The following is a 14,697-nucleotide window of genomic DNA, read 5'->3' as shown; positions in this document are numbered from 1 at the left end:
CATGGCGAGCGACGAAGTCGTCGAACGGGGGGAGCGCGAGCATCGCCCCAGCCCGATCGACGTGCATGTCGGCAGTCGAGTACGCCTGCGCCGCACCCTGCTCGGCATGAGCCAGGAAAAGCTGGGCGAGGCGCTCGGCCTGACGTTCCAGCAGGTGCAGAAATACGAACGCGGCGTGAACCGCATCGGCGCGAGCCGGCTGTTCGACCTCTCGCGCGTGCTCGATGTGCCGATCGGGTTCTTCTTCGACGACATGCCGCCCGAGATGGGCGGCCACCAGGGCCGTCGCTTTGGCGGCTTCCAGGAAGCCCAGGACGGATTCGAGGACGACACGCTCCACCGGCGTGAGACGCTGGAACTGGTGCGCGCCTACTACCGCATCACCGATCCTTCGGTGCGGAAGCGGGTCTTCGACCTCATCAAGAGCCTCGCCCCGACCGAATAGCCGCGGCAACCCGGCCCGGGCCGGTCAGCCGTCCCGCAACTGCGGGTTGTCGAAGACCGGCGACCTGTAGCGCCGCAGCGCCTCCTCCAGCGCCGCCGCGAGGTCCCGCTTCTCGGCCTCGGAAAGGAAGCGCCCCACCTCCACGCTCCGCCCCCGCGCGGCGAGGCGGAGCGCCGGCACCGCGCCGGGCCGTTCCCGCAATTCGAGCCGCGCCCAGTAGGGGTCGAGCGCCACCTCCTGCCGGCCGCCGCGGCCATCCGCGGCCAGCACGCGCAGCCGGTCCGGCGTCAGCACCACCACCTCCACCTGCGCCGCGGTCCAGCGCCGGTGAAGCGCCACGAGCCCGAGCACCAGGGCAAGCTCCGCCCCCAGGATCGGCAGCACCGGCCAGGCGCCGAGCAGGGTGAACAGCAGTGCCGGCACGCAGGCCGCCGGGATGGCAAGTCCGCAGAGCCACCGCATCCCGGTGGCGGAGAGGCTGCGGGGTGGCGTGCTGACCGCCTCGAAGAGGATCGGCCCGGCGGGGCTGGGCGAGGATGGCATGGCCTACCAGTATGGGGTACTTCGACCGGACCACCATGCCCGACGACGCCCCGCCCCGCACAAGTCGCAGCAAGACCCCGACCCGCGCCAGGACCATGCCGGCGGCCCAGGCGGAACGGTTCATCCGCGCCCTCGCCGCGGCCAACCCCTCGCCCGAGACGGAGCTGCGCTTCCACGACCCCTTCACCCTGCTGGTCGCGGTCGTGCTGTCCGCCCAGACCACCGATGCGGCGGTGAACAAGGCGACCCCGGCGCTGTTCGCTGCCGCGCCGACGCCGGCCGCGATGGCCGCCCTCGGCGAGGCGGGGATCGGGCCGCATATCCGCAGCATCGGGCTGTGGCAGGGCAAGGCGCGCAACGTCGCCGCCCTCGCGCGGCTGCTGGTCGAGCGGCATGGCGGCGCCGTCCCGGATGACCGCGAGGCGCTGGAGGCGCTGCCGGGCGTCGGGCGCAAGACGGCCAATGTCGTGCTGAACGTCGCCTTCGGCGAGAGCACGATGGCGGTGGACACCCACATCTTCCGCCTCGGCAACCGCACCGGCCTGGCGCCCGGCAAGACCCCGCGGGAGGTGGAGGACGGGCTGGTGCGGAAGATCCCGAAGGACCTTCTGCGCGACGCCCACCACTGGCTGATCCTGCACGGGCGCTATGTCTGCAAGGCCCGTGCGCCGGAATGCTGGCGTTGCCCGGCGCTGGCGCATTGCAACTTTTCGGCGAAGGTGCTGGCGCCGCCGGGCTAGCTCGCGATCGTCCCCAGTGTGCACGCCGCAGGCGGGCATACGCAGGGCGTGATACCGGCCGGCGTTGAAGGTGATCCGATGGCGGCGGGCGAAGCCCGCCGAGCCGCCGGATGGCGGCCGCCGCATCTGCGGCGAAGCCAAGGGCCGCGGATGCGGCCCGCCCGGCGTCTGAGGGGCGTGAATGTGTCAGCATTCACGCCGGTCAGTATGAATCGCCGGGTCAAAGGGGACTGGACCGGCATTGACCTGACGACAGTCAGGGCAACGCCGGTCTCGAGGGCTACTGCCCCGGGGTCTCGGCGCCCGTGCCGCGCAGGCGCGCCCGGCCGCCGCGGCGCCCGGCCTCCACCGCCTTCTCCCGGTCATTGGCGAAGTTGCCGGGGTTCGCCGCCGCGCCGCCGCCGCCCTGGCTGAGCTTCCCGCCGCGGCGCCCGGCCTCCACCGCCTTCTCCCGGTCATTGGCGAAGTTGGCGGGGTTGCTCGCACGGCCCTGGGCCTGGCCGCCACGCCGCCCGGCCTCGGCCGCCTTGTCGCGCGCATTGGCGAAGTTGGCGGGGTTGCTCGCGCGGCCCTGGGCCAGGCCACCGCGGCGTCCCGCGGCGGCCGCGCGGGCCGGGTCATGGGCGAAGTTGCCGGGATTGGGGCGTGCCGGGCGGGCCGCGCCGTCATCCTCCTTGTCCGTCATGGGTCCGGCCTTCCTGCTGTTCTCGAAGGTGCCGCAACGCGGGACGGCAGGGTGCGGTGGGACGGGTGGGGGCTTTTTCACGCGATGCGCGGCCGGGCCGGTGCGGTCCCGCGACGGTCCCGGCGCCACGGCCACGGGCCGGAACCGCAGTGCAGCAACCGGCGTTGAGACGGCATCCAGGACGTCCAGGCGATCCGGGGGCAGCGGTCCGTTCGGCCGCGCAACAGCCTTGTTGCATGCCCCGCCGCCGGCCCACCTGACCATGGGAGACGAAAATGAACGAGGCTCCGCCTTGTCCAGGCCGCAATGCCGACAGCCGGCCTGTGCTGCTTTGCCTGTCGCATCTGCGCTGGGACTTCGTCTTCCAGCGCCCGCAGCACCTGATGACGCGTGCCGCGGCGGAGCACGAGGTGATCTTCTTCGAGGAGCCGGTGGAGGAGCCGGGCGCGACCCCGCGGCTTGAGACCATGGCGCGGCCGGGCGGCGTGACGGTGGTGCGGCCGGTGCTGCCGGCGGGCCTGTCGCCCGAGATGTCCATCGCCTCGCAGCGCGCCCTGCTCGAGACGCTGCTCGCGCCCCGCGCGGGGCGACGGCTGGTGCTGTGGTTCTACTCGCCGATGTTCATGGGGCTGGCCGGACAGGTGCAGGCCGACGTCACCGTCTATGACTGCATGGACGAATTGTCGGCCTTCCGGGGCGCCCCGCCCGCGATGCTGGAGATGGAGCGCCGCCTGCTGGCCCGCGCCGACCTGGTCTTCACCGGCGGGCGCAGCCTCTACGAGGCGAAGCGGGGCAGGCACCGCGCCGTGCACTGCTTCCCCTCCTCGATCGACGCGGCGCATTTCGGCCGGGCGCGGCAGGCCCTGCCCGAGCCGGAGGCGATGCGCGACATCCCCCGCCCGCGGCTCGGCTTCTTCGGCGTGGTGGATGAGCGGATGGACATCGACCTCGTGGCGCAGCTGGCCGCGCTGCGCCCGGACTGGTCGCTGGTGATGATCGGGCCGGTGGTGAAGATCGACCCCGCCATGCTGCCGCGCACGGCGAACATCCACTGGCTTGGCGGGCGCGACTACAAGGACCTGCCGGCGCATCTGGCGCATTGGGACCTGGGCTTCATGCCCTTCGCCATCAACGAGAGCACGCGCTTCATCAGCCCGACCAAGACGCCGGAATTCCTGGCGGCCGGGCTGCCGGTGGTCTCCACCGCCGTCACCGACGTGGTGCGCGACTATGGCGATCCCGGCCTGGTCGAGATCGCGCAGGATGCGCGGGAGATGGCGGAGAAGGCCGAGCTGCTGCTGCGCCGCCCGCGTGGCGAATGGCTGGCGCGCGTCGATGCGCGGCTCGCCTCCGGTTCCTGGGACCGCACCTGGGACAGGATGGCGTCCCTGATCCGCGAGGCGAAGGGCAGGGTGCAGGGATCCGCGGGCGCAGGTGCGTCCGCGGCGGTGGTGGCGCGTGTGGCGGGGGCGAACCATGTTTGACTGGTTGATCGTGGGTGCGGGCTTCGCGGGCTCGATCCTGGCGGAGCGTCTGGCCTCCGTGCGCAACGAGAAGGTGCTGGTGATCGACCGGCGCGACCATATCGGTGGCAACGCCTATGACCACCCGGACGATGCGGGTGTGCTGATCCACCGCTACGGCCCGCACATCTTCCACACCAACAGCGAGCAGATCTTCGCCCACCTGTCGAAGTTCACCGAATGGCGCCCCTATGAGCACCGCGTGCTGGCGCAGGTGAGGAGCCCGACCACCGGCGAGGACACGCTGGTGCCGATGCCGATCAACCTCGACACCATCAACAGGCTCTACGGCCTGAACCTGACCGAGGCGGAGGTCGAGGGCTGGATGGAGGCACGCGCCGAGAAGGTGGAGCAGGTCCGCACCAGCGAGGACGTGGTGGTCGGCAAGGTGGGGCGCGAGCTCTACGAGCTGTTCTTCCGCGGCTACACCCGCAAGCAATGGGCGCTCGACCCCAGCGAGCTGGACAAGAGCGTGACGGCCCGCGTGCCGACGCGGACCAACCGCGACGACCGCTACTTCACCGACCGCTTCCAGTACATGCCGCGCGACGGCTACACGGCGATGTTCCGGAAGATCCTGGACCATCCGAACATCACCGTCCGCACCGGGATGGACTTCGCCGAGGCGCGCCGGCGCTTCAGCTTCCGCCGGCTGGTCTGGACGGGGCCGGTGGACGAGTATTTCGGCTTCCGCCACGGCAAGCTGCCCTATCGCAGCCTGACCTTCCGGCACGAGACGCTGGACCGCGAATGGGCGCTGCCCACCGGCACGGTGAACCACCCGGCCGAGGGCACGCCCTTCACCCGCGTGTCGGAATACAAGTGGATGACCGGGCAGGTGCATCCGAAGACCAGCGTGACCTACGAATTCCCGAGCGCGGAGGGCGACCCCTACTACCCGATCCCCCGCCCGGAGAACGCCGCGCTCTACAAGAAATACGAGGCGCTGGCCGATGCCGAGCGCGACACCTGGTTCGTCGGGCGGCTTGCGACCTACCGCTACTACAACATGGACCAGGTGGTCGGGCAGGCGCTGGCGACCTTCGAGCGCATCCAGAAGGTGGTCCCGCCCGAGGCCGCGAATGACGACCGCCGCGTGGCGGCCGTGGCGGCGGGCGAGTAGCCGAAACTCCCCCGCTCCGCTTCCTTCCCGCGGATGCGGGGGGGGGGCGGAGCGGGGGTGATTCTCCTGCTACTCAGCCGCCTTCGGCATCTCCCCGCCCACGCCCGGGCGGCGGACGCGCAGCCGGCGGATCTTGCGCGGGTCGGCTTCCAGCACGCGGAATTCGAGCCCGCTCGGGTGGCCGATCAGCTCGCCCCGCGCCGGGACACGCCCGGCCAGCGTGAAGACCAGGCCGCCCACCGTGTCGATGTCGGCGGCGCGCTCCTCGTCCGTCAGCACGCTGCCCATCTTCGCCTCGAAGGCCTCGATGGTGGTGCGGGCGTCCATCTCGATCGTGCCGTCCGGGCGTTCCTGGATGGTCGGCTGGTTCACCTCGTCATGCTCGTCGCTGATGTCGCCGACGATGGTTTCCACCAGGTCCTCGATGGTCACCAGCCCGTCGATGCCGCCGTATTCGTCCACCACCAGCGCCATGTGGATGCGCGCCGCGCGCATCTGCAGCAGCAGGTCGAGCACCGGGACGGTCGGCACCACGAACAGCGGCTTGCGCAGGATCGCCTTCATCGAGAAGGCGGCCGGGTCCCGGCCCACCGCGGCGATGACGTCCTTGATGTGGACCATGCCCACGATGTCGTCGAGGTTCTGGCGGTAGACGGGGAAGCGGCTGTGCCCCTCGCGCTGGATCAGCCGGATCGCCTGGTCGAGCGTCAGGTCCTCGGGCATCGCGAGGATGTCGGCGCGCGGCAGCATGACGTCGTAGGCGGTGCGGTCGCGCAGCCGTAGGACGTTGCGCAGCAGCACGCGCTCATGCAGGTCGAGCCCGGTTTCGCCATCGTCCGGCAGGCCGCCCGGCTCCTGGTCCCGGTCCTCGAGGAGTTCCTCCACCCGGTCGCGGACGCTCTCGGCCTCCCGCTTCCGCAGCAGGCCCTGCAGGCGCGCGAAGAAGGTGTTGCGGCGGTCGGGCTGGCCGCCATGGCCGTGCCCGGCCCCGTTGCCGTTGCCGCTCATGCCGCGCCCCGTCCCCGCGGGCCCCCCGCGCGACCTTCCTTCCAGGGGTTCGGACGGCCGAGGCGGCGCATGACGCGGGCCTCCGCCTGTTCCATCCGCCGCGCCTCGCCGGCGGCCAGGTGGTCGTGCCCCGCAAGGTGCAGCGCGCCATGGGCCACCAGATGCGCCAGGTGGTCGGCGGTGCGCCGCCCGGCCTGCCGTGCTTCCCGCCGGACGACGCCGAGCGCGAGCGCGAGGTCGCCGAGATGGCCGCCCGCGCCGGCGGGGAAGGACAGCACGTTGGTCGGCTTGGCCTTGGCGCGGTGCGTGCCGTTCAGCCGCTTCACCGCGCGGTCATCGGCCAGCAGCACGGTGACCGCGCCGGTCGCACCCGCTTCGGCCAGCGCGGCGGCGGCGGCGCGGCGCGCGACCTCCTCCGGCCTGGGCACGGCGGCGCGCCATCCCGGCGCCGCCAGGACCACCGACACCTCCGTGGCGGCGGTCCTGTCCTCGATCCACTTCCCGGCCCCTCGCGGGCCGGGACGACTACTTTCCGGTTCCATCTCTCTCCGAACCCGACCGGCCCCGGCCGCCGCGCGCGGCATCGTCCGCGCGCCCGTAAGCGGCCACGATGCGGGCCACCAGCGGGTGCCTTACCACATCCCGCTCGGCGAATCTCGCCACCGCGATCCCGTCCACGCCGTCGAGGATGGACAGCGCCTCCGCCAGGCCGGATTTCTGGCCGGGCGGCAGGTCCACCTGGGTCGGGTCGCCGGTGACCACCATGCGCGATCCCTCCCCCATGCGGGTGAGGAACATCTTCATCTGCGCCGGCGTGGTGTTCTGCGCCTCGTCCAGGATGGCGTAGCAATGCGCGAGCGTGCGGCCCCGCATGAAGGCGAGGGGCGCGACCTCGATCTCGCCTGCCGTCATGCGGCGGGTCAGTTGTTCCGCCGGCATCATGTCGTGCAGCGCGTCGTAGAGCGGGCGGAGATAGGGGTCCACCTTCTCCTTCAGGTCGCCGGGCAGGTAGCCGAGCTTCTCCCCCGCCTCCACCGCCGGGCGCGACAGCACGATGCGGTCGACGCGGCCCGCCTGCAGCAGCGCCACCCCCTGCGCGACCGCGAGGTAGGTCTTGCCGGTGCCGGCCGGGCCGATGCCGAACACCATCTCGTGGCGCGCCAGCATGTCGATGTACTGGGCCTGGGCAGGCGTGCGCGGGGCGATCGCACCCTTGCGGGTGCGGATCGCCGGGATGTCCTGCAGGGGCAGGCGGGGATCCGCCTCCTGCACGCCTTCCGCCATGCGCATGGCGGCCTCCACCTCGGACGCACCCACGTGTTCGCCTTTCTGCAGCCGTCGCCACAAGGCCCCCAGCGCCGCCTCGGCCACCTCCGTCCGCTCCGGCGTGCCGGTGATGGTCAGCCGGTTGCCCCGGCTGCCGACCCTGACACCCAGCCGCATCTCCATGCGGGCGAGGTTGCGGTCGTGTTCCCCGTAGAGCAGCGGCAGCAGCGCGTTGTCGTCGAACTGCAGCGTCACGACGCGGCTGGACGGGGCATCCGGAGAGGCGGCGCGCTGGCTGGCGCGGGCGTCACCGGGACGGAGGGCGACAGCGGCGGGGGGGGTGTTCAAGCGGCGGCCTTCTCCTGTTCGGGGTTCCGGTCTGGTGGTCCGATCGCGCTGCCGTCGACCTGCACGGCAAGCGAGTTGGGATGGGCCGCGGTCACGGTGCAGCGATGCACCTGCCCGACAAGCGTGGTCGGCCCTTCGGCGAAGACCGGCTGGAGCCAGGGGCTCCGCCCGGCAACCTGTCCGGGGTGCCGCCCCGGCCCGGTGAAGAGGATGTCGCACTGCATGCCGGTGCGGGAACGGTTGAATGCGGCCTGTTGTTCCCGCAGCAAGGCCTGGATCTCCTGCAGGCGGCGGTCACGGTCGCGCTCCGCGACCTGAAATGGGGCGCCGGAGGCCGGCGTGCCAGGGCGGGCCGAGTATTTGAAGGAGAAGGCGAGCGCGAAGCCGACCTGCCGGATGAGGTCGAGCGTCGCCACATGGTCCGCCTCCGTCTCGCCCGGATGTCCGGCGATGAAGTCGGAGGACAGCGCCAGGTCGGGCCGCGCCGCGCGCAGCCGGTCGACGATCCGCAGGTACTCCGCCGCCCCGTGGCCGCGGTTCATGGCCGCGAGCATCCGGTCCGAGCCCGACTGCACCGGCAGGTGCAGGAAGGGCATCAGGGCCGGCACCTCGCCATGCGCGGCGATCAGGTCGTCATCCATGTCGCGCGGGTGGCTGGTGGTGTAGCGGATGCGGGCCAGCCCATCGAGCCCGGCGAGTTCCCGGATCAGCCGCCCGAGGCCCCAGACGCGGCCATCCGGGCCTTCCCCGTGCCAGGCATTCACGTTCTGCCCGAGCAGCGTGACCTCCCGCGCGCCCTGCGCCACTAGGCGCCGCGCCTCCTCCAGCACGGCGGCGGCGGGGCGGGAGTATTCGGCGCCGCGGGTATAGGGGACGACGCAGAAGGAGCAGAACTTGTCGCAGCCTTCCTGGATGGTGAGGAAGGCGGTGACGCCCTGCGGGGCCGCGGCTTCGGGCAGGTGGTCGAATTTCTGGTCGGCGGGGAAGTCGGTGTCGATCACCGCGCCGGCCGCGCGGCTCGCCCGCGCCACCAGCTCCGGCAGGCGGTGGTAGGTCTGCGGGCCGAGCACGAGGTCGACATGCGGGGCGCGGGCCGCGATCTCCGCCCCTTCGGCCTGGGCGACGCAGCCCGCGACGGCGAGGATCATGCGCCCGCCTTCCCGTTCCTTCGCCTGCTTCAGCGGGCGCAGACGGCCGAGTTCGGAGAACAGCTTCTCCGACGCCTTCTCCCGGATGTGGCAGGTGTTCAGCACCACCATGTCGGCGCCGTCCGGCGCCTCGGCCGGCGCATAGCCGAGCGGGGCCAGCACATCCGCCATGCGGGCGCTGTCGTAGACATTCATCTGGCAGCCCCAGGTGCGGATGTAGAGCCGCTTCCGGGGCGGGGTCGCGCGGTCCGCCGCGCGCGGGTCGGGAACGCTCATCGGGCCGAAAACTCCGCCGGCCCGCCGGGCCTCCGGCGGGGCGAAGCGGGGGATGTGCGGAGTTGCCGTGCCCGGGTCAAGCTTCGGGCCGGCACCGCAGGGGCGTGCGGGTCGCAGTCACGCGGGAAGCCTGCGGGTGCGGATCGAGCCGGGTCAAGCTCGAAGCGCTGCCGGCGCGACGAGCGGCACCGGCGGCCGGTTCTGCCGCAGCACGCCGCAGCTTTCCGCCACCACTGCGGCGCAGGCGGCGGTCAGTGCCTTGCGGTCGGGATAGGCGGCGGGGTCGACCGGCGCGTGCAGCACCACGGTCGCACGCGCCCCGGGCCGCCGCGCCAGGCGCCAGAAATGGCTGCCGATGTCCATGTCGCCGTACCAGGCGAAAAGCGGCCGGTCGCGCCGGCAGGCCGGCAGCCCGCCCAACCGGTCGAACACCACCGAGACCGGCTGCACCAGCCGCGCATGGTCGGCCACCGACAGGAAGGCGCTGCGGAAGGGCAGCACGCGCCCGCCGTCGCTCGTCGTGCCCTCGGGGAACAGGATGATGCTGTCGCCGCGGCCCATGCGTTCGCGGATCGCGCCGGCTTCCCCCTTCGTGCCGCTGCGGCTGCGGCTGACGAAGACGGTGCGGCCGAGCCGCGCGACCGTGCGGATCAGCGGCCAGGTCCCGACCTCGGACTTGGCGACGAAGCAGGCCTCGAGCGTCGCGCCCAGCACCAGCACGTCGAGCCAGGAGGTGTGGTTGGACACGAACAGCACCGGGCGGTCGCGCGTGGCCTCGCCCACCACCTGGATGCGCAGGCCGATCAGCCGGCAGAGGACCGCGTAGTAGACCTTGGGGAAGACCAGCCTGCCGCGGCCCGGCAGGAGCAGCAGCAGGGCCTGGACCGGGATGCAGAGCAGCGTCCAGGCCAGCGCCGTTACCATCCGCCGCACCGCCCTGAACCGCCCGCCAAGCGGCCGCAGCCCCAGCACGTCGCCCCAGATGCTGTCGGGGTCCGAGGCGGAGAAGGAGATCGCCTTGCGCCGCCGCAGCCGCCGCGGGCGCAGCGCCTCCGGGGTGGTCAGGCGGGCGGTGGCTTCCATGACCGCGCCTTAGACCGCGCCCGACGACAGGGCAATGAAGGAGGAACGACATGATGGTGAAGGCGCCGTCGCCTCCCCGCCCGGCCGGGACGGCCGACGGACCGTGCCGCCGGCGGCATGGGGCGCGTTGCCGATCTTGCGGCGGCGCGGCAGGTTGGGGCCTATGCCGCATCGCCGACGGAGCCATCCCATGCCGATCCCGCGCCGCCTCCTGCTCGGCGCCGCCCTTGCCGCGCCGGCCCTCGCCCGGGCGCAGGCGCCCTGGGCGCCCGACCGGCCGGTGCGGCTGGTGGTGCCCTTCGCGCCGGGCGGCAGCCAGGACGTGCTCGGCCGGCTCTTCGCGCAGGCCGTCTCCCAGTCCGTGGGCCAGAACCTGGTGGTGGAGAACCGTGCCGGCGCGGGCGGCATCATCGGCGCGCAGGAAGTCGCCCGCGCCGCGCCGGACGGCCACACGCTGCTGCTGGCCACGGCGGGGCAGCTCACCATCGCCAAGGCGATCGGCCGGCGCCTGCCCTACGACCCGATCGCGGATTTCGCGCCGGTCATCCACCTGTCGGACAGCCCCGTCGCGCTGCTCGCCGCGCCGAACCTGCCCGCCTCCGACATCCCCTCCCTCCTCGCCTTCGCCCGCCGCGCGCCGGAGCCGCTGCCCTATGCCAGCACCGGGACGGGCACCAACACGCATCTCATCATGGAGGACCTGAAGGCGCGGGAGAGGCTGAATGTCGAGCATGTGCCCTATCGCGGCGCCGCGGCCGCCTTCAACGACCTGATGGCCGGGCGCATCGCGCTGATGTTCGTCTCCGTCCCCTCCGTGCTCGGCTTCGCGGGGGGGCAGCTGCGCGTGCTCGGCGTCACCTCCCGCGAACGCTTCCCCGCCACGCCGGACGTGCCGACGTTGATCGAGGGCGGCGTGCGCGACTTCGAGGCCTCGATCTGGACCGGGGTGGCGGCGCCTGCCGCGACCCCCGCGCCGGTGGTCGAGCGGTGGCGACGCGAATTCGCCGCGGCGCTGGAAGGCGGCCTGGTGAAGCCCCGCCTGGAGGGGCTCGGCGCCACCGCGAATGGCAGCGGCCCGGCCGAATTCGCGACCCTGCTGCGCGACGACCTGGCGCGCTGGACGCGCGTGGCGGCGCCGCTGAACATCTCGCTGGATTGAGGCCGCCGCCCGCATGCGACTGACCATCCTCGGTGCCGGCGCGGTCGGCCCGGCCGCCGCGGCGCTGGCGGTCAGCCGGGGCCATTCGGTGGTGCTCTGGTCGCCGCGCGGCGGAGGCACGCACGGCATCGGCGCGACGCTGACGGTGGAAGGCGCGCTGGCCGGCACCGCGCGGATCGAGGTGGCGGTCGATGTCGGCCGGGCGCTTGCGGGGGCGGAAGCGGTGCTGGTCAGCGTGCCGCCCCATGCGCTGGGCCCGGTGCTGCGCCGCGTGGCGCCGATGCTGCCCGCGGGCGTGCCGGTGCTGCTGGCGCCGGGCCATTCGCTGGCGCCACTGCTGCTGGACCGGCTGATGGCGATGCGCGGCGCGGCCTGCCCGGTGGGCGCCATGGCGGTGCCGCCGGTAGTGGCCAGCCGCACCGGGCCCGATGCGGTGCGCATCCAGGCCGTGCGGGAGCAGGTGGAGATCGGCGCCGTCCCGGCCGGCCGCGCGCCCGACCTCGCGCGGCTCTGCGCCGGGCTGTTCGGCGTGCCCTTCGCCCCGCTCTCCGACGTGCTGGGCGCCGCGCTGGCGACGGCGGAGCCGGTGTGGCAGGCGGCGCTCGCGATGGGGAACCTGACCCGGATCGAAGGCGCGGAGCCGTGGGACGTGCATGGCCAGATGACGCCTGCCGTCTGCCGCGTGATGGAACGGCTGGATGCCGAGCGCGTGGCGCTGGCCGCGGCGCATGGCCACGCCGTGCCGACCCTGGCGGCGCAGCTGCACCGCGCGGGCGGGGTGAAGCAGGCGTCGCTGCACGAGATGGCCCGCGCGCTGGAAGTGGCGCGCGGCGCGACGCCGGGGCCGATGGGGCTGGATGCCGCGCACCTGGCCGAATGCGTGACCTACGGCCTGGCGCTGTGGCTGCGGTTGGCGGCGGCGAAGGGCGTCGCGATGCCGCTGACGGCGGCCAGCGTCGCGGTGCTGGAGGCGATGTGGGGCGCGACGCTGACGGGGGACGACCTTCTGGAAGGGCTCGACCTCGGGGCGCTGCCGCGGCTGTTGCGCGACGGGCATCCCCGGTAGGCGGGCCGCGGCGCGGGCCGGGCGCTACCGCCCCGCGCCTTCGGCCAGCAGGCGCGGAAGGTCACGGAGGTCGAGCGCGTCGAGCATCGGGTTCCGCCGGAGGTCGCGGCCCCACAGGGCTTCGAGGGTGCGGACCACGCCATCCGTGACGGGCATCGCGACGCCGCGCGCCGTGGCGAGGGCGAGGTAGTAGGAGAGGCCGAAGGGCACGTCCTCGATCACGTAGCGGCTTTCCGTGGTCCGCGGGCCGCGCACCTCCGGCCGCGCCGCGGCGATGCGCGCCGTCATCTCGTGCAGGGGCGCGATCGGCACGCCGTTGGCGCGGTGCAGCGCGGTCGCGATGCCCTCCAGCACATGCCCATGGGCGGCGGCGAGGTCCGCGCGTTCGCCTTCCATCGCCAGCATGAGGTTGCAGGCGAAGGGGGTCATCATGGCGTATTGCGGCCAGTCCTCGGCGCGTTCCATCCGCGTCACGTTGGTGAGCGCAAGGGCGGCGTGCGCGATCGGGTTCAGGTTCAGCAGGCTGGCATGCAGCGCATCGGGCGACAGCGGGACATCCATCCCGAACAGCGCCCGCGCCAGCGCCGCCATCTCCGGCGCGGCGGCGGCGGGAACGGCGGCCATCTCCACCGCGCTCCGCAGCATCGCGACCCGCACGCGCCCCGGCGCGGTGCGCCGCGCGCCGCCGGGGGTGGTCGCCATGGCGCCGACCGGCGCGCGCCGCGCCGGCGCGCCGCGCCGGGCCATCAGCACGTCCAGCACCACGGGGGCGAGCGAGGCGGCGGGCGCGACCAGCAGCGGCAGGCCGGGCGGCAGCGCGGCGGCGATGCGCGGCAGCACGGCCGCGAAGGCATGGGCCGGCACCGCCAGCAGCGCCGCATCGGCGCCACGGAACGCATCCCCGAGCGAGGCGGTGGCGGCGAGGGGGAAGTGGCCCTCGATCAACCCCTCCGCCTCGATCCCGTCCTCGAGCCCCGCAATCCCCGCACCCGACGGGGACCAGACCACCGCCCGGTGCCCGCGGCTCATCGCCAGCACTGCCGCGGCCGGGCCGATCGCCCCCGCGCCCAGGACCGCCAGCCTCATCCCCCTGCCCTCCGTCGCGCGCGCAGCCTCGCGCCCCGCGGCCGGCGCCGCAAGGCGGCACGGCCGTTGCGGGCGCGGTCTATCGCCCAGCGGCGCGGCGCAGGCGGGGCTTCTCGGGCGGAGCCTCGCGGTCCAGCAGGGCGTGCATCGCGGCGACGGTCTGCGGGGTGAGGCGGCGGATGGAATCGGCGATGCGGTTGGCGAGCGCGGTGGCCTCGGGCGACAGGCCGGCGGTGTCCACGGTGACCTTCGGATGCGACAGCCGCGCGAGCTCCGCCAGCTCCTCCGCCTCGTCCCAGATCAGGCCGAAGAACTCGTTCACCTGGTGCACGAGCCCCGGCGAGGGGCGGCCGCGATGGCCGTGTTCGAGCGCGGAGAGATAGGCGGAGGAGACCTGCAGATGCGCGGCCAGGTCCTTCAGCGTGACCCGCCGCGCGCGGCGCAGCTGACGCAGGCGGGCGCCGAAGGGGGTCATGTTCTTGAGCCCTCATGCGCCGGGCGGCCGCATCCGCGGCCTTGGCTGGCGCGCCGACGCGCTGCGGCGCGGGGCCATGCGGTTGCGCTGCGCGCGGGGCCGCATCCGCGGCCCGTCGTCCTGTCTTCCTGCGCAGGGCGGCCGCATCCGCGGGTTCGGCCGACATGCCGGTCTCTCACCTGGCGCGCTTCCGGCGCAGCAGGATGTTCACCGCGCCGGCATTGGTGGGATGCGGGTGCGCCGCGCCCAGCACCAGCGGCCGCAGGTCCGGCGCGTTCAGCCAGTGCGGCAATTCCCGCCGCAGTACCCCGCCTTCCGGCGCGGGGCCCTTGCCGGTCACCACGGTGACGTGGCGCACGCCATCGGCGGCGGCGGCGTGCAGGAAGGCGCGCAGCGCCAGATGCGCGTCGTTGGCGCGGCGGCCGTGGAGGTCGAGCGTGCGTTCCGCGCGCAGGTCCCCCCGCCGCAGCGCCTTCCAGCGCCGGTGGTCCAGCCCGCCGGGCTGCTCGCCGACGCGGAGTTCCACTGGCGGGTTGTGCATCGGCCGCGGCGCGTGCTTGTGGGCGACGACCGGCGCGGCGGGCGGCGCCGGCGTGGGCGGCGGGGGGTCCGGGTCGGGCGGCCTTGCATGTCCGAACAGCGGCAGGATGTCCGCCGTGTAGGCGCGCCACAGCGCCTGGTCCGGCTTCGTCAGCCCCTTGCGTCGCGGCGGCATCGGCCCTG

The 14,697-nt window shown here is 73.5% G+C and carries 16 protein-coding genes; 6 read left to right on the top strand and 10 right to left on the bottom strand.

The genetic code is table 11. The features are described 5' to 3' along the window. Position 1: 1 nt before the first annotated feature. On the top strand, positions 2–445 hold the full coding sequence (locus ACK8OX_RS16255) for a helix-turn-helix domain-containing protein (protein ID WP_430665267.1): 444 nt from the start codon (positions 2–4) through the stop codon (positions 443–445). Positions 446–469: 24 nt separating this feature from the next. Here the strand turns inward: ACK8OX_RS16255 and ACK8OX_RS16250 are convergent, their stop codons facing one another. Continuing rightward, entirely contained in the window at positions 470–988 is a 519-nt protein-coding gene (locus ACK8OX_RS16250; RefSeq protein WP_430665266.1) for a DUF2244 domain-containing protein, read from the bottom strand. A 35-nt stretch (positions 989–1,023) separates the two neighbouring features. Between ACK8OX_RS16250 and nth the strand changes: the two genes are divergently transcribed. Beyond that, positions 1,024–1,728 carry an endonuclease III gene (nth, locus tag ACK8OX_RS16245; protein WP_430665265.1) on the top strand — a complete coding sequence of 235 codons (705 nt, stop codon included), beginning with the start codon at positions 1,024–1,026 and terminating at the stop codon, positions 1,726–1,728. A gap of 280 nt (positions 1,729–2,008) precedes the next feature. Here nth and ACK8OX_RS16240 read toward each other — a convergent pair whose 3' ends face one another. Continuing rightward, a complete protein-coding gene (locus tag ACK8OX_RS16240) occupies positions 2,009–2,413 on the bottom strand; it encodes a general stress protein (protein ID WP_430665264.1) in 405 nt (134 codons plus the stop codon). Positions 2,414–2,688: 275 nt separating this feature from the next. Here ACK8OX_RS16240 and ACK8OX_RS16235 point away from each other — a divergent pair, with 275 nt between their 5' ends. Both ACK8OX_RS16235 and glf read left to right on the top strand, forming a co-directional pair. Next, complete coding sequence (locus tag ACK8OX_RS16235; protein ID WP_430665263.1) at positions 2,689–3,897, top strand: glycosyltransferase family 1 protein; 1,209 nt, start codon at positions 2,689–2,691, stop codon at positions 3,895–3,897. Further along, positions 3,890–5,059, top strand: coding sequence for a UDP-galactopyranose mutase (gene glf / locus ACK8OX_RS16230; RefSeq protein WP_430665262.1), 1,170 nt, complete (start codon positions 3,890–3,892; stop codon positions 5,057–5,059). Before ACK8OX_RS16235 ends, glf begins: the two co-directional genes overlap by 8 nt. A 69-nt stretch (positions 5,060–5,128) precedes the next feature. Here glf and ACK8OX_RS16225 read toward each other — a convergent pair whose 3' ends face one another. The 5 genes from ACK8OX_RS16225 to ACK8OX_RS16205 form a co-directional block, all read right to left on the bottom strand. Beyond that, a complete protein-coding gene (locus ACK8OX_RS16225; RefSeq protein ID WP_430665261.1) occupies positions 5,129–6,067 on the bottom strand; it encodes a hemolysin family protein in 939 nt (312 codons plus the stop codon). Further along, a complete protein-coding gene (gene ybeY / locus ACK8OX_RS16220; RefSeq protein WP_430665260.1) occupies positions 6,064–6,495 on the bottom strand; it encodes an rRNA maturation RNase YbeY in 432 nt (143 codons plus the stop codon). Before ybeY ends, ACK8OX_RS16225 begins: the two co-directional genes overlap by 4 nt. Positions 6,496–6,592: 97 nt before the next feature. Then, positions 6,593–7,681: a PhoH family protein gene (locus ACK8OX_RS16215; RefSeq protein ID WP_430665259.1), complete on the bottom strand. Its 1,089-nt coding sequence runs from the start codon at positions 7,679–7,681 to the stop codon at positions 6,593–6,595. Beyond that, a complete protein-coding gene (gene miaB, locus ACK8OX_RS16210; protein ID WP_430665258.1) occupies positions 7,678–9,105 on the bottom strand; it encodes a tRNA (N6-isopentenyl adenosine(37)-C2)-methylthiotransferase MiaB in 1,428 nt (475 codons plus the stop codon). The genes ACK8OX_RS16215 and miaB overlap by 4 nt, the downstream gene beginning before the upstream one ends. A gap of 153 nt (positions 9,106–9,258) precedes the next feature. Further along, entirely contained in the window at positions 9,259–10,188 is a 930-nt protein-coding gene (locus ACK8OX_RS16205; RefSeq protein WP_430665257.1) for a lysophospholipid acyltransferase family protein, read from the bottom strand. Between the two features lie 190 nt (positions 10,189–10,378). On the opposite strand from ACK8OX_RS16205, the gene ACK8OX_RS16200 reads away from it, so the two are divergent. Continuing rightward, a complete protein-coding gene (locus tag ACK8OX_RS16200; protein WP_430665256.1) occupies positions 10,379–11,347 on the top strand; it encodes a Bug family tripartite tricarboxylate transporter substrate binding protein in 969 nt (322 codons plus the stop codon). 13 nt (positions 11,348–11,360) lie between these two features. Continuing rightward, positions 11,361–12,413, top strand: a complete 1,053-nt coding sequence (locus ACK8OX_RS16195) for an NAD/NADP octopine/nopaline dehydrogenase family protein (protein ID WP_430665255.1) — start codon at positions 11,361–11,363, stop codon at positions 12,411–12,413. A 24-nt stretch (positions 12,414–12,437) separates the two neighbouring features. Here the strand turns inward: ACK8OX_RS16195 and ACK8OX_RS16190 are convergent, their stop codons facing one another. The 3 genes from ACK8OX_RS16190 to ACK8OX_RS16180 all read right to left on the bottom strand — a co-directional run bounded on the left by ACK8OX_RS16190 (position 12,438) and on the right by ACK8OX_RS16180 (position 14,689). Then, positions 12,438–13,499: an NAD/NADP octopine/nopaline dehydrogenase family protein gene (locus ACK8OX_RS16190; protein ID WP_430665254.1), complete on the bottom strand. Its 1,062-nt coding sequence runs from the start codon at positions 13,497–13,499 to the stop codon at positions 12,438–12,440. A 79-nt stretch (positions 13,500–13,578) separates the two neighbouring features. After that, positions 13,579–13,974 (bottom strand): helix-turn-helix domain-containing protein, encoded by a 396-nt coding sequence (locus ACK8OX_RS16185; protein WP_430665253.1) that lies wholly within the window; start codon positions 13,972–13,974, stop codon positions 13,579–13,581. 175 nt (positions 13,975–14,149) lie between these two features. Beyond that, a complete protein-coding gene (locus ACK8OX_RS16180; RefSeq protein WP_430665252.1) occupies positions 14,150–14,689 on the bottom strand; it encodes a Smr/MutS family protein in 540 nt (179 codons plus the stop codon). Between the last annotated feature and the right edge of the window lie 8 nt (positions 14,690–14,697).

This window comes from Falsiroseomonas sp. CW058 (assembly GCF_050563535.1).
Classification (GTDB): Bacteria; Pseudomonadota; Alphaproteobacteria; order Acetobacterales; family Acetobacteraceae; genus Falsiroseomonas.
This window is presented reverse-complemented; position numbering and strand designations above follow the sequence as displayed.